We start from the raw sequence: 14,593 nt of genomic DNA on the forward strand, positions 1-14,593 counted from the left end.
GGGCCTTTTTTTTACTGCGAATCAGCCGCGGCCGTCGCGATCGCGCAGGCCCAGCAGGTACAGCACGCCATCCAGCCCCAAGGTGGAAATCGCCTGCTTGGCCGACTGACGTACCAGTGGCTTGGCGCGGAAGGCTACGCCCAGGCCGGCCAGCGACAGCATCGGCAGGTCGTTGGCACCATCACCCACCGCGATGGTCTGTTCCAGCTGCAGGCCTTCTTCACTGGCCAGTTGTTGCAGCAGGTCAGCCTTGCGCTGGGCATCGACGATCGGCTCCACCGCCACGCCGGTTACCTTGCCATCGACCACTTCCAGTTCGTTGGCGAACACGTAATCGATGCCCAGGCGCGCCTGCACCTGTTTGGCGAAGTACGAGAAGCCACCGGACAGGATTGCTGTCTTGTAGCCCAGGCGCTTGAGCTCGGCGAACAGGTTCTCGGCACCTTCGGTGAGGCGCAGGGAAGCACCGATCTCGTCGAGTACGCCGACATCCAGGCCCTTGAGCAGCGCCATCCGCTCCTTGAAGCTGGCGCGGAAATCCAGCTCGCCGCGCATGGCCCGTTCGGTGATCGCAGCAACCTGCTCGCCCACACCAGCGGCCTTGGCCAGTTCGTCGATGACTTCCGCCTCGATCAGCGTCGAGTCCATGTCGAATACCGCCAGGCGGCGATTGCGGCGGAACAGGTCGTCCTTCTGGAACGCGATGTCGACGTTCAGTTCTTCGGACAATGCGAAGAAGTCAGCCCGCAATGCCTGGGCGTCGCTCGGCACGCCACGCACGGAAATTTCCAGCGCCGCCTTGCTCTTCTCGCTCGAAGCGTTCAAGGCAACCCGCGCCGACAGGCGCTCGATACGCTCGATGGTCAGGCCATACTGGCTGATGACTGCACTGACGCGTTGCAACTGCTCGGGGGTGATCTTGCGGCTGAGCAGAGTCACGATATGACGTGCTTCGCCCTGGGCATCGGCCCAATGCTGGTAGTCGGCCTCGGAGATCGGCGTGTAACGCGCTTGCAGGTTCAGCTCGTGGGCTTTGGACTGCACGCTCTGCAGCAGGCTGGTAGCCACTTCGTTATCCGGGATATCGACCAGAATTCCGAACGACAGCGTGCCGTGCATGACCGCCAGGCCGATGTCGAGGATGTTCACACCGCCCTGGAGCAGGACGCCGGTGATGGCGGCGGTAAGACCCGGGCGGTCCTCACCGGTGATGTTGATCAGAACGATTTCGCGCACAACCTGGCTCCGACTTCGATGAAAAATGCGCATTCTACCGATTTTCCATGACCGTCGGGCGCCAACTCTACTTTGCCGACAAAACACTGCTCGCTATACTGCCCAACACTTTTATGCCATTAAGAGCCGCGCTCTGTGAACCGGCCCACGCCCGTCAAAACCGACAACTTCTTCATAATGATCTTCCGAGCCCTGCGCCAACGTCGCGTGCCCCTGGCATTGCGTATCGCCACCACCAACATTTTCCTGGTGGCGCTGGCGCTGGTGATCTATGCCTGCGTGATGGGCCTGCAGTTCAAGCAGGCCATGCACGAGCAGGCCGACGCCCTCGGCCAGAGCCTGACCACCCAGACCGCCACCTCGGCAACCGAGCTGCTGGTGTCCAATGACATCCTCAGCCTCAATGTGTTGCTGGGCAACCTGGTGAAGAACCCGCTGGTGGCCCATGCGGCCATCTACAGCGTGGATAACCGTATCCTCGCCGAGGCTGGCCAGCGCCCGCGCAACAGCCTGCTGGGTGAAGCCGAAGGCCTGTACCAGACCAAGATCACCTTCCAGGACGTGACCGCCGGTCAGCTGCGCATCAGCCTGGACATGAGCCAGTTCCAGCAGCCGATGCTGATCAGCCTGCAGAGCATGGGCATCCTCGCTGCCATCCTGCTGGCGTTGGCGCTGAGCCTGAGCCTGCGCCAGGGCCGCCACATCACCCTGCCCCTGCTGCAACTGCGGGTGTGGCTGCGTGACCCGCACCCTTACACCCCGGCCATCGATCGCCAGGACGAAATCGGCGACATCGCTCGCCAGCTTCATGCACGCCTGGCACCACCACCTCCGCCCGAGCCGGAACCGGAGGAGGAAGAAGACGAGTTCGACGACCTGCACCACGAGACCCCGGTCAAGCCCGCACAGCGAGCCAAGGCCGTGGTCCAGGCGGATGAGGATGACGACGCGGCCTTCGCCGGTCTGCTGGACGACGAGGAGCAAGCTGCTGTCAAACCTGCCATGGTCGAATCCGATGAGCCGCAAAACACCGCCGTACTGGCCGTTCAGCTGGGTTCCCAAGAGCAACTGCGTCGCCTGCCGCGCACACGCCTGACCGAGCTGCTGGAACGCTATCGCGGCTGCCTGGAGCAGGCTGCCTCGCTGTATGAAGGCGACATCCACACACTCAACGACGGCAGTACCCTGGTCCTGTTCCACAGCCGCGATTGCGGTGAGGACTACCTGACCAACGCCATCTGTTGTGGCGAGTTGCTGCGCGCGCTGGGCCATGCCCTGCAGATCGAAGTGGCCGACAGCGGCATCACCCTGCAATTGCAGCTGGGCCTGGCCCTGGGCGATGACTTGCAAGGGCTGGAGCAGGTCGACCTGCTGATGGCCGAAAAGGCTCAGGACGCGCTGGCGCTGTCGCAGCACAGCCGCAACCTGCTGCTGGTGGAGCGGCAGATCAGCGATGACGAGTTGATCCGCAAGCGCGCCCGCATCCGGCCGATTGCCAGCCCTGAAGGGGCATGCTGTGTGGAGCGCCTGATGGAGCCTTACCCGTCGATGCTGGAGCGCCAGTTGGCGCGGATGCACGAACGCCGGGCCTGACTTCAGATCCAGGGGGCCGCTTTGCGGCCCTTTCGCGACACAAGGCCGCTCCCACAGGTCAGCGCAATTCTCAAGAACTGCGCGCAACCTGTGGGAGCGGCCTTGTGTCGCGAAAGGGCTGCAAAGCAGCCCCAGCCATTTCGAATACCCACAAAAAAGCCCGCGAGTATGCGGGCTTTCTTGTATCTGGCGGTTCGGTCAGAACCGATAGACTTCCATATCGGTGCGAATCGGCGAAGCCATCGGGATCTTCGACTTCTCCGGTTCTTTCTTGACCTGTACCGGCGCCGCCTGCTTCTTCGGTGCTTCTTCAACAACCGCGGGCTGATTGGCCAGCGGCTTGACCGCCGTGCTCAACTGCTCGGCAAGCTTCTGCAGCAACTGCCCCTGGGCTTGAACCTGGGACGACTCGCTGCCCTCATGGTGCTGCTCGAGGTGAACGATACGGTTGTCACGCACACGGCCACGACGATCGAGCAGGCGCCATTGCGCATCGAGAATCGCAGGCTGGTTCTTGCCCGAGTCCAGGCGAGTGATCGACAGCAGCACCTGCACGTCCGGAGTGAAGCCGGCGCTGGCCGGAGCCAGTACCACGCGCTGGCTGTCCAGACGCCATGCCAGCTGACGTACCAGCAACTGATCGATGTCCGCCGACAGGCTACCCGCCCAACGACCGTCGGTCGCCGAACTCAGGCTACCATCGGCCTGACGCTGCAAGAAGGTTTCACGCTGCAGGTAATCGGCTATCGACACCGGGCCGAGTACCACGGCCATGCCCGCACTCTGCGAAGGCTGGCCAGGATCACCGCTGTCGAGTTGGTACAGGGCAACTGGCTGATGCATGCTGCACCCGCCCAGTCCCAGCAAACCCGTCATCAACAGCGCAAATGGAAGGCGCAGGAGTTTCATTCAACCCATCCAGGCGGTCGCACCAGGCAAACCGCAGTGATACTGATAGAGATTCAATCGGGCACACGGCCACGCCGGCACCGCAGGGGCACTATCATCCGCGAAATATCGGCCCGACTCCAGCATTTCCGCCTGAAACGGCGCTGAAATTGCCGTTCCAGACATTTCGTCGGATTATGCCGGGGCTTCCACCTGCAGGCTGTCGACCCGCTGGAAGCCCCGGGGCAGCTTGCTGCCGCGTCGGCCACGTTCGCCCTTGTAGTGCTCCAGGTCGTCTGGTTTAAGAGACAGGGTACGCTTGCCGGCCTGCAATACAAGGGTCGAACCCTCGCCAATCACCGCCAGGTCGGTGACAAATTCTTCACGACTGGCGACCCGATCACCGGGCACACCGATGATCTTGTTGCCCTTGCCTTTGCCCAGTTGTGGCAGGTCGGAAACCTTGAACACCAACAGGCGACCTTCTGTGGTCACCGCTGCCAGCCAGTCCTGTTCACGGTCGGCCACCGGGCGTGGGGTCATGACCTTGGCGCCGTTGGGCAAGCTGAGCAAGCCTTTGCCAGCCTTGTTCTTGGCCTGCAGGTCCTCGCCCTTGACCACGAAGCCGTAACCGGCATCCGAGGCCACCACATACAGCGCCTCATCGTCTGGCAGCAGCACGCATTCGAACGTTGCCCCGGGCGGGGGCGCCAGGCGGCCGGTCAGCGGTTCGCCCTGGCCTCGCGCCGATGGCAGGGTATGCGCGGCCAGCGAATAACTGCGCCCGGTGGAGTCGATCAGCACGGCAAACTGGTTGGAACGGCCCGCAGCAGCAGCCTTGAAGCCGTCGCCGGCCTTGTAGGACAAGCCGGTAGCGTCGATGTCGTGGCCCTTGGCGCAGCGCACCCAGCCCTTTTCCGACAACACAACGGTGACCGGCTCGGTCGGCATCAGTTCGTTTTCCGACAGGGCCTTGGCTTCAGCTCGCTCGACGATGGGCGAGCGGCGGTCGTCGCCATAGGTTTCGGCATCCTTGATCAGTTCGCTGCGCACCAGCTTGCGCAGCTTGGCGTCGCTACCCAGCAGGGCCAGCAGCTTGGCCTGCTCCTTGAGCAGTTCGTCCTGCTCGCCACGAATCTTCATCTCTTCCAGGCGCGCCAGCTGACGCAGGCGGGTTTCGAGGATGTAGTCGGCCTGGATCTCGGTCAGCTGGAAGCGCTCGATCAGGGCCTGCCTGGGGTGCTCTTCAGTGCGGATGATGTGGATCACTTCATCCAGGTTGAGGAACGCGGTGAGCAAGCCTTCCAACAGGTCCAGGCGCTTCTCGACCTTGTCCAGGCGGTGCTGCAGACGGCGGCGAACGGTGTTGGTGCGGAATTCCAGCCACTCCAGCAGCAGCGCCCGCAGGTTCTTCAGTTGCGGGCGACCGTCGAGGCCGATGATATTGACGTTGACCCGGTAGCTGCTTTCCAGGTCGGTGGTGGCAAACAGGTGCTGCATCAGTTCGTCGGCATCGACGCGGTTGGAGCGCGGGATGATGACGATACGGCACGGGTTTTCGTGGTCCGACTCGTCACGCAGGTCAGCGACCATCGGCAGCTTCTTGGCCTGCATCTGCGCGGCAATCTGCTCAAGCACCTTGGCCCCGGAGACCTGGTGCGGCAGCGCGGTGACAACGATGTCGCCATCTTCGACACGGTACACGGCGCGCATGCGGATCGAGCCACGACCGCTCTCATAGATCTTCTGGATTTCCGCACGCGGCGTAATGATCTCGGCTTCGGTCGGGTAGTCCGGCCCCTGGATGTGTTCGCACAGCTGCTCGATGGTGGCCTTGGGCTCGTCGAGCAGGCGCACACAGGCACTGGCCACTTCACGCAGGTTGTGTGGCGGCACGTCGGTAGCCATGCCCACGGCAATACCGGTGGTACCGTTGAGCAGGATGTTCGGCAGGCGTGCCGGCAGTACCGCAGGCTCCTCCAGCGTGCCGTCGAAGTTCGGTACCCAGTCGACGGTGCCTTGGCCCACTTCGCTGAGCAGCACTTCCGAATAGCGCGACAGGCGTGCCTCGGTGTAACGCATGGCGGCAAACGACTTCGGGTCGTCCGGCGCACCCCAGTTGCCTTGACCATCGACCAGGGTGTAGCGGTAGCTGAACGGCTGGGCCATCAGCACCATGGCTTCGTAGCAGGCCGAATCGCCGTGGGGGTGGAACTTGCCGAGCACGTCGCCGACGGTACGGGCAGACTTCTTGTGCTTGGCGTCGGCGTTGAGCCCCAACTCGCTCATGGCATAGACGATGCGTCGTTGCACCGGCTTCAGGCCATCGCCGATGTGCGGCAAGGCCCGGTCCATGATCACGTACATGGAATAGTTGAGGTAGGCCTGTTCGGTGAAGTCAGCCAGCGAGCGGCGTTCGACGCCGTCCAGGCTGAGTTCCAGTGAGTCGCTCATGCGGGCCTCGTCATTTCAGGTTCTGGCGCAACAGCATGGTGCCGCCGCGCTGGGTAAATTCAAGTTGTTTCAGGGCGCTCATGCCCAGTAGCACGGTGTGCCCGTCCAGGCCCGGCACCACCAGGGCGCGCACGTTCTGCAGGCGGATATCACCCAACTGCAGGGTAGTCAGCCGGGTGCGGTAGCCTTCGGTCCGGCCGTTGGCAGTGCTCAGCATCACCGGGCTGCCGCGCTGCAGGTCCAGGTCGCTGGCCAGTGACTCCGGGATCGCCACGTCGGTGGCGCCGGTGTCGAGCATGAAATGCACCCCCTGGCCATTGATCGCGCCGTCCAGCACGAAGTGGCCCTGGCCATTGCTCAGCAGCCGCAACTCGATGAAACCGTCGCCATGGGACGACTGTACCTGGGTGTTCGGGTTGCGCTCATGGTCCTCCCATTGCCCGAAGAATCGCGTGGCAAGGAACAACCCCGCCGCCCAGGCGACGATCATCAGGACCTTGCCGGCACGCTTGCCCGGTGGTGCGGTCATGGGTTGGCGCTCCAGCCGCCCTGCGGCGCTTCGAAGCGCCAGACGATCGGCCGGCTTTCGCCGTCGGCACGGTCACCGTTGTTGTTGTCCAGGCCGATCCAGGCACCCTTGGCGTCGATCACCAGCGCTTCAGCCAGGCCATACGGCTGATCATAGCGGCGCTCCGGTACCAGCGCCTCGGCGGCGAATGACCAGCACTGCTCGACCTTGCCGCTCGTAGCGTCGCGCCGGCACACACGGTAAGCGTTGCGTTCGAGGGTAAACAACTTGCCCTCGAACCAGGCCAGGTCGGCAAAATCGCGCGACAGCGCCCGGGGGTTGGGCATTTGTGGCGGCTGCATCTCGACCCCGGCTTCGCTCAGCAACACGCAGCTGCGCCCGCACGTCCATACCGACTGCTGGCGCTCGATGGCCACCAGGCCGCGCCGCTCGCGCTCGGCCGCCAGCCACAGGCGGTCACCTTGCGGGTTGATCGCCAGGCCCTCGAACAAGGCATTGAAGTTGAGCAGCATGCCGCTGGCCCGGGCCTGGCGGACCATCGCCGGGTCGATCTTCAGCCACTCCGGCTCGCCCTCGGCAGGCAACTGCAGCACCGCTGCGTGGGCCTCGCTGACCAGGAAGAGATTGCCCGCCTGGTCACAGGTGATGCCTTCGTAATCCAGTTCGCCACCGCGCACATAGGACGCCGCCCAGTTACGCGACTTCAGCCCCCATGGCAGGCCGCTCTCGGGTACCGGCGGTGGTGTGAAGATCAGCGGCTGCGCGCGCCAGACGGCGCTCTGCTGGTCAAAGCGGTAAATACGGTCGTCATCCCGATCGGAAACACCCCACAGCCCGCCCCGACACTCGACAAGGCCGGACAGGTTGCCGCCGCGCATACCCTCGATCGGGTGCTCGGAGGCCAGCTTCAGTTCCGGCCAGTTGCCCGCCAGGCTCGGCAGGGCAACCAGCGTCAGGCAGGCCGCGACCAGCAGACGAATCAAACCAGAACCTCAGCCAGGTTGCCTTTGGTCTCCAGCCAGTTCTTGCGGTCACCGGCGCGCTTCTTGGCCAGCAGCATGTCCATGATCTCGGTAGTGCCCTGCACATCATCCAGGGTCAGCTGGACCAGGCGCCGGGTGTTCGGGTCCATGGTGGTTTCCCGCAGCTGCGGCGGGTTCATTTCACCCAGCCCCTTGAATCGGGTGACCTGCGGCTTGCCGCGCTTCTTCTCGGCTACCAGGCGGTCGAGAATGCCGTCACGCTCGGCTTCGTCGAGGGCGTAGTAGATTTCCTTGCCCAGGTCGATGCGGTACAGCGGCGGCATGGCGACGTAGACGTGGCCAGCCTCGACCAGCGGACGGAAGTGCTGGACGAACAGTGCGCAGAGCAAGGTGGCGATGTGCAAGCCGTCGGAGTCGGCGTCGGCGAGGATGCAGATCTTGCCGTAGCGCAGCTGCGACAGGTCGGTCGCGCCCGGGTCGACACCGATGGCTACGGCGATGTTGTGCACTTCCTGGCTGGCCAGGACTTCGCCGCCATCCACTTCCCAGGTGTTGAGGATCTTGCCACGCAGCGGCAGGATGGCCTGGTATTCCTTGTCACGCGCCTGCTTGGCCGAACCACCGGCGGAGTCACCCTCGACCAGGAACAGTTCGGCACGCATCGGGTCCTGCCCGGCGCAATCGGCCAGCTTGCCTGGCAAGGCCGGGCCCTGGGTGATGCGCTTGCGCTCGACCTTCTTGCTGGCCTTGAGGCGACGGCCGGCGTTGCTGATGGCCAGTTCCGCCAGCTGCATGCCCAGCTCCGGGTGGGCGTTGAGCCACAGGCTGAAGGCGTCCTTGACCACGCCCGAAACGAACGCTGCGGCCTCTCGGGACGACAGGCGCTCCTTGGTCTGGCCGGAGAACTGCGGTTCCTGCATCTTCATCGAGAGGACGAAGGTGATGCGTTCCCAGACGTCTTCCGGCGCCAGCTTGACGCCACGCGGCAACAGGTTGCGGAACTCGCAGAACTCGCGCATGGCATCGAGCAGGCCCTGGCGCAGGCCATTGACGTGGGTACCACCCTGGGCGGTGGGGATCAGGTTGACGTAGCTTTCCTGAACGCTGTCTCCGCCTTCGGGCAGCCACAACAGCGCCCAGTCGACGGCCTCCTTGTTACCCGCCAGGCTGCCGCAGAACGGCTCGTCGGGCAGGCGCTGGAACTCGCTGACCGAATCGACCAGGTAGGAACGCAGGCCATCTTCATAGTGCCACTCGACCTTCTCGCCGCTGGCTTTGTCCTCGAAGCTGACCAGCAGGCCCGGGCACAGTACGGCCTTGGCCTTGAGCACGTGCTTGAGGCGGCTGATGGAGAACTTCGCCGAATCGAAGTACTTCGGGTCCGGGCTGAAATACACGCTGGTGCCGGTGTTGCGCTTGCCGACCGTGCCAACCACCTCCAGCTCGCTGGCCTTGAAGCCATCGGCAAAGGTCATCTGGTACTCGTTGCCGTCGCGCTTGACGCGCACACGCACCTGGGTCGACAAGGCGTTGACCACCGAAATCCCCACGCCGTGCAGGCCGCCGGAGAACTGATAGTTCTTGTTGGAGAACTTGCCGCCGGCGTGCAGCTTGGTGAGGATCAGCTCGACGCCCGACACCCCTTCTTCAGGGTGGATGTCCACCGGCATGCCACGGCCATCGTCGCTGACTTCCAGCGAATGATCGGCGTGGAGGATGACCTGCACCGAGCGGGCATGGCCGGCCAGGGCTTCGTCGACACTGTTGTCGATGACTTCCTGGGCCAGGTGGTTGGGCCGGCTGGTGTCGGTGTACATGCCCGGGCGTTTACGCACCGGGTCGAGGCCGGAGAGGACTTCGATGGCGTCTGCGTTATAGGCGCTAGCGCTGGGATTGGCCATGGATTCTCGTCGTCAGTCTGGTGAATGCAAAAGATCAAAATACAGAAAAATCGAGCGCCGCATACTGCTGCCGGGCAATACCGGCAAACGCCAGCAGGCCTGGCAGCTGCTCGGCAAAGCCCTGGAAGCTGTGATCGCCTCCGGCCTGGATGCGCAGGGCGCACGCCCGGTAATAATGTTCGGCATGGCGGTAGTCCAGGGTTTCGTCGGCGGTCTGCAGCCACACCTGGTAGCGGCCAGGGTCGGTCGGCGCCGGCACTTCCAGCTCGGCCAGCGCCTGCACATGATCCAGCGTCAGCTCCCAGGTCTCGCCCGTGTAGTGGTTGCGCTGGGTCCCCAGATAACCATCGAAACGCTTGTGCGGGGTGACGGCCGGGTTGACCAGCAGGGCCTTCAGCCCATGGCGCTCGGCCAGATGGGTGGCATAGTAGCCGCCGAGCGAACTGCCGACCAGCAGCGGCGCACCGAGCTCGGCGATGGCGGCTTCGAGCTGGGCAATCGCCTGCCGTGGATGGTGGTGCAACTCCGGGATGCGCAGCTGCTGCGACAGGCCCAGTTGCTGCATGACGGCCGCCAGCTGGCGTGCCTTGGTGGACAGCGCCGAGCTGTTGAAGCCATGGATATAGAGGATGGAACCCGACATGCTGACCCCGGAATCTGTGGCTTCGCACCCGATCGAGCGGGCGCAGGGACGCGCAGTGTAGCGCGTTCGCCGGGCTTTGGCGCCGCGGCAGGGATTTAGCAACACATTCTTCAAAGAGCCGGGGCCGCGGCGTGGCGCCAGGTCTTCAATAACCCGCGCTGTTGAAGTCGAGCTTCACTTCAAAATCAGCGGCCCGCTCTACCCCCGTCTCCACCCGCCCATCGGCATGCAGGCGCAACCAGCGATAGCCAGGCTGTTCTTCGCTGACCTTGAAGTCCTCGCTGCCCACCGCAAACTGGATGCAGGTCGAAGGCGTGGCCAGCAGGCGCAAGCCATCGCGCTGCTCATCCCACTCCTGGTGAATGTGCCCCCAAAGCAACACTTTCACCTGTGGATAACCCTGCAGGCGCCGCAGCAGCTGATCGGCATTGCGCAGACCGATCGGGGCGATCCAGGCACAGCCGATATCCACCGGCTGATGGTGACAGCACACCAGGCAATGGCGCTCGCCGGCCGAGGCCAAGGCGTCATCAAGGATCGACAACTGGTCCTGCTCGAGCAGCCCATGGGTAGCGCCCTGCACCGCCGTGTTCAGCGTGACCACGCGCCAGCTTCCTATATCCGTCACCGATTGCACCAGCTCTGGCGCAACCTGTGCCATGACCTCGGCTTCATCATGGTTGCCCGGCAACCAGCGGGTCGGTGCGGCAAAGCCGCCGGTCAGCGCGCGGAAAGCTTGGTACGACGCGACACTGCCATCCTGTGAAAGGTCGCCGGTACATAGCAGCAAGTCGATACGCGGCTGCTCGCGACCCACCTGGGCCACCACGTGCTGAAGGCTGTCGCGGGTATTGAGGCCCAGCAAGGTGCCCGCCGGGCTGGCGAACAGGTGAGCGTCGGTCAGTTGCACCACATGCACGGGCGCAGGGCTAGGGTCTGGGTGCGGCAAGGGCCGTCTCCTCGAACGGATTCTGCACGAATTATGGCGCTGGAACGGTTGCGAGCAAACACTCGAAACCGACCCAGGTCACATTTCAGCGCACACTTGCCAGTTCGTGGCCACAGGCCAGGCAATGGCTGAGCCATTCGCCGAGGAACAGATTGAGCTGCGCCTTCTCGTCCGGCTGGTGCATGGCCTCGTTGGGGTACGGATAAATGCTGCGCAGGCGGCGGGTGTGCTCGGCGCTGATCACTTCGGCCATACGCGCATCGTGATACACCTGCACTTCAAGGTGCGGCACCGGCAGCCAGGGCAGGCTGTGCTCCTGGCGCACACGCAAGGTGGTGGTATAGGGGCAGGCCAGCAGCACATCGAGCACCAGCACGCCGAGCATCTGGTCGCCCTGGGTCATGCCGATGCGCCGCGAACTCTGGGTAGTGCGCATATCGGGCAGCAGGCGCATGAGCCGGGCATAGTTGGCCTCGCAGGCTGCTTGCAGCCCGGCCAGATCGACCCGATAACGCTCACGCAACAGGTTCACTTCCACATACCTCGAACTTCATCTTTGTTCAGCGCCAGCCACTGCAGGCTGATGATGGTCGCCGCGTTGCAGATTTGACCATCGCGCACTGCCTGCATTGCATCGTCGAACGACCACACGCGCACGCGGATGTCCTCGGCCTCTTCTTCCAGGCCATGCAGGCCACCCGCGCCTTCACTGGTGCAGCGGCCGAGGTAAAGGTGCACATACTCATCACTGCCACCGGGCGAAGGGAAGTAACGGGTAATCGGCCACAAGGCGCCTATCGCCAACCCGGCTTCTTCCTGGGCTTCGCGATGCGCGACGTCTTCCAGTTCTTCCTCGCGGTCGATCAGCCCGGCAACCATCTCGATCAGCCATGGGTTGTCGACCTTGCCCAGGGCACCGACACGGAACTGCTCGATGAGCACCACCTCATCGCGCAATGGGTCGTAAGGCAGCACACAGACCGCATCGTGGCGCACGAACAGCTCACGGCTGATCTCTCGGCTCATGCCGCCTGCGAACAATTCATGGCGCAGGTGCACCTTGTCGAGCTTGTAGAAGCCCTTGAAGCAGTTGGCCCGCTCGACGATCTCGACCGCCCTGGGCACCGAATTCAACGTGTCTGACATGGAAATCCTCATCACCTCATTTACCGCATCGCGCCATCCTACTCTGCACGGTTGCCCGTTTCACCCCTTTCCGGCAACCGTTCGCACACTCGGGACAGGCCGCCTTCACTCTGTTAGCTTAGTGGCGAACTGAAGGCCGCGCAGACGGTCAAAGGCCGACTTTTCCCTGTTCTGCAAGGATCACCATGACACTTGTCAAACTGACTTCCGTGGCCGTGCTGGCACTCGCTCTGGGTGCCTGCCAGAGCCTGTTCGCACCCAATTACCGGACCCCGCTCGAGGTCAAGCGTGATGCCTGGGAGCACGTCAAGCCAGGCTGCAGCGCAAGCGACTGCCCGCTGGTGAACATCGACACCGTCCACTTTCCGGCCCAGCCCAAGCTCGATGCCATCGTCGAAAAACGCCTGCTGCAGCTGACTGAAGACAATCAGCATGGCACCGCGCCAAGCACTCTGCAGGCTTACGAGCAGCAGTACCTGGCCAGTGCCGACAAACGCAACAGCAGCTACCTGCAAGCCAAGGTACGCGAGCAGCATGACGGACTGGTGATCATCGAGTTGTCCAGCTACCTCGACAGCGGCGGTGCCCACGGCATGCCGGGGCGCGGCTTCATCAACTACTCACGCAAACTGGACAAGGTGCTGACCCTGCAGGACATGCTGGTGCCAAGCCAGGAGGAAGCCTTCTGGAAGACCGTGGAGGAGTCGCACCGGGCCTGGTTGATCAGCGTGGGCATGGACAAGGACGCCGAGTTCGTCAAGACCTGGCCCTTCAAGCGGTCGCCGCACATCGCCCTGACGTACGGCGCGCTGGTGGTGAAGTACGAGGTCTACGCCATTGCGCCCTACTCCATGGGCCACGTGGAACTGAAGATCCCCTACCCACGCCTCAACGGCGTGCTCAAGCCTGAGCTGTTTCCCGGCCGCGGCTGAAGCTCAGCAGGCCATGCAGCCCACCTGCCAGCAGCAGTGCTGGCAGGGTAGCCCCCAGCTCCGGCGCCTTGGCGGCGATCAGGTGATAGGCCGCCACACCCACCACCCAGGCCAGCAGCGCCTGCCAGTGCAAGCCACCGATTTGTGTCGGCAAGCGACGACGACGGATCACGTAGTGGTCCATCAGTACCACGCCGAACAGCGGTGCAAACACCGACCCGATCAACAGCAGGAAGTTTTCGTACTGGGCCAGTGGCGCCAGCAAGGCGATCAGGGTGCAGAGCACGCCGATGGCCAAGGCAAGGTGCTCGACCTTCAGGGGCAACAGCACGCCAGTGGAAACGGCAGCCGAGTGAATATCGGCAAAGGCCTTTTCCGACTCGTCCAGCAGGATCAGCAGCAGCGGTATGCCCATACCGGCACCTGCAAGGGCCAGCAGCAGCGCATTGACCTCGCCGCTGGCGGCAAAGGCCAGGGTATAGGCCACGCCCAGGCTCATCAGCCAGGTGTTGCCGATGAAGTAGCCGGCAACGGTACCGCCGAACACAGGCTTGCCGTTACGGGCGAAACGCGAGTAGTCGGCGATCAGCGGCAACCATGACAACGGCATGGCGATGGCGATGTCGAAGCCCACCGCCAGCGACATCGAACCATCACCAGCGCGGTTCCACAGCGCCGCTAGGTCGGCCTTGGCGAACAGGTTCCAGGTCAGCCACAGGCACGCGCCCAGCAGCAGCCAGATACCCCAGGCACGCAGCACCTTGCGCACGAACGCCAACGGGCCGCTGACCGCCAGCAGGGTGGCCAGGCCACCGAAGCACAGTGTCCACAGCATTGGGCTGTTCCAGGCGCTGGCCTCGCCGAACGCCCGCGCGCCCAGCAGGCTGGCGGCGTCGCGCATGACGATGAGTTCGAATGCGCCCCAGCCCACCAGTTGCAACAGGTTGAGCAGTGCTGGCAGGCGCGCGCCATGGCTACCCAGGCTGAGCTTCAGGGTGCCCATGGCTGAGAGGCCGGTGTCACTGCCGATGACCCCGGCAGCGCCGAGCAGCAGCACACCGACACCGGTGCCAAGGGCAATGGCCAGGACCGCGCCGGCCAGGCCAAGGCCAGGGGCGAGCATGGCGCCTACCTGCAGGACCATCAGGCCGATGCCAAGGGAGAACCACAGCGAGAACAGGTCGCGGGCGCCGAAGATGCGCTGGTGGGTGGGGACCGGGTGGTCGGGGGAAAACTGGCTGGGTGATGTCATTGTTGTGTTCGCAGGAAGAATGTTGAGTTGCATGCAGCACCCTGTGGGAGCGGGCTCGCCCGCGAACACCGGCAAAGCCGGTGCCAT

General features: G+C 63.8%; 13 protein-coding genes. 2 read left to right on the top strand and 11 right to left on the bottom strand.

Annotated features, from left to right (window positions below; translation table 11 throughout):
- Positions 1-21: 21 nt before the first annotated feature.
- Positions 22-1,236 (bottom strand): phosphoserine phosphatase SerB, encoded by a 1,215-nt coding sequence (serB, locus tag APH33_RS25850; protein ID WP_054887878.1) that lies wholly within the window; start codon positions 1,234-1,236, stop codon positions 22-24.
- Between the two features lie 135 nt (positions 1,237-1,371).
- Between serB and APH33_RS25855 the strand changes: the two genes are divergently transcribed.
- Positions 1,372-2,829, top strand: coding sequence for an AhpA/YtjB family protein (locus APH33_RS25855; RefSeq protein WP_054887879.1), 1,458 nt, complete (start codon positions 1,372-1,374; stop codon positions 2,827-2,829).
- Between the two features lie 198 nt (positions 2,830-3,027).
- On the opposite strand, the gene APH33_RS25860 is transcribed toward APH33_RS25855, so the two are convergent.
- The 9 genes from APH33_RS25860 to APH33_RS25900 form a co-directional block, all read right to left on the bottom strand.
- Complete coding sequence (locus APH33_RS25860) at positions 3,028-3,738, bottom strand: membrane integrity-associated transporter subunit PqiC (RefSeq protein WP_054887880.1); 711 nt, start codon at positions 3,736-3,738, stop codon at positions 3,028-3,030.
- 174 nt (positions 3,739-3,912) lie between these two features.
- Complete coding sequence (gene parC, locus APH33_RS25865; RefSeq protein WP_054887881.1) at positions 3,913-6,171, bottom strand: DNA topoisomerase IV subunit A; 2,259 nt, start codon at positions 6,169-6,171, stop codon at positions 3,913-3,915.
- Between the two features lie 10 nt (positions 6,172-6,181).
- Positions 6,182-6,700 carry a TIGR02281 family clan AA aspartic protease gene (locus APH33_RS25870; RefSeq protein WP_054887882.1) on the bottom strand — a complete coding sequence of 173 codons (519 nt, stop codon included), beginning with the start codon at positions 6,698-6,700 and terminating at the stop codon, positions 6,182-6,184.
- Positions 6,697-7,683 carry an esterase-like activity of phytase family protein gene (locus tag APH33_RS25875; protein ID WP_054887883.1) on the bottom strand — a complete coding sequence of 329 codons (987 nt, stop codon included), beginning with the start codon at positions 7,681-7,683 and terminating at the stop codon, positions 6,697-6,699. The genes APH33_RS25870 and APH33_RS25875 overlap by 4 nt, the downstream gene beginning before the upstream one ends.
- Positions 7,680-9,584, bottom strand: a complete 1,905-nt coding sequence (gene parE, locus APH33_RS25880) for a DNA topoisomerase IV subunit B (protein WP_054887884.1) — start codon at positions 9,582-9,584, stop codon at positions 7,680-7,682. The genes APH33_RS25875 and parE overlap by 4 nt, the downstream gene beginning before the upstream one ends.
- Before the next feature lie 34 nt (positions 9,585-9,618).
- The gene (locus APH33_RS25885; protein WP_054887885.1) at positions 9,619-10,227 is read right to left on the bottom strand and encodes a YqiA/YcfP family alpha/beta fold hydrolase; all 609 of its coding nucleotides are present in this window, start codon (positions 10,225-10,227) and stop codon (positions 9,619-9,621) included.
- A 145-nt stretch (positions 10,228-10,372) separates the two neighbouring features.
- On the bottom strand, positions 10,373-11,176 hold the full coding sequence (gene cpdA, locus APH33_RS25890) for a 3',5'-cyclic-AMP phosphodiesterase (RefSeq protein ID WP_054887886.1): 804 nt from the start codon (positions 11,174-11,176) through the stop codon (positions 10,373-10,375).
- An 85-nt stretch (positions 11,177-11,261) separates the two neighbouring features.
- Positions 11,262-11,714 (bottom strand): DUF1249 domain-containing protein, encoded by a 453-nt coding sequence (locus APH33_RS25895; RefSeq protein ID WP_054887887.1) that lies wholly within the window; start codon positions 11,712-11,714, stop codon positions 11,262-11,264.
- Positions 11,705-12,322, bottom strand: a complete 618-nt coding sequence (locus APH33_RS25900; RefSeq protein WP_054887888.1) for an NUDIX domain-containing protein — start codon at positions 12,320-12,322, stop codon at positions 11,705-11,707. The genes APH33_RS25895 and APH33_RS25900 overlap by 10 nt, the downstream gene beginning before the upstream one ends.
- 185 nt (positions 12,323-12,507) lie before the next feature.
- Here APH33_RS25900 and APH33_RS25905 point away from each other — a divergent pair, with 185 nt between their 5' ends.
- Positions 12,508-13,254 (top strand): RsiV family protein, encoded by a 747-nt coding sequence (locus APH33_RS25905; RefSeq protein ID WP_054887889.1) that lies wholly within the window; start codon positions 12,508-12,510, stop codon positions 13,252-13,254.
- Here the strand turns inward: APH33_RS25905 and cytX are convergent.
- Positions 13,223-14,506, bottom strand: coding sequence for a putative hydroxymethylpyrimidine transporter CytX (cytX, locus tag APH33_RS25910; protein WP_054887890.1), 1,284 nt, complete (start codon positions 14,504-14,506; stop codon positions 13,223-13,225). The two genes, APH33_RS25905 and cytX, sit on opposite strands and share 32 nt — an antisense overlap.
- Between the last annotated feature and the right edge of the window lie 87 nt (positions 14,507-14,593).

This window comes from Pseudomonas sp. NBRC 111130 (assembly GCF_001320485.1).
Taxonomy (GTDB): Bacteria; Pseudomonadota; Gammaproteobacteria; order Pseudomonadales; family Pseudomonadaceae; genus Aquipseudomonas; species Aquipseudomonas vlassakiae.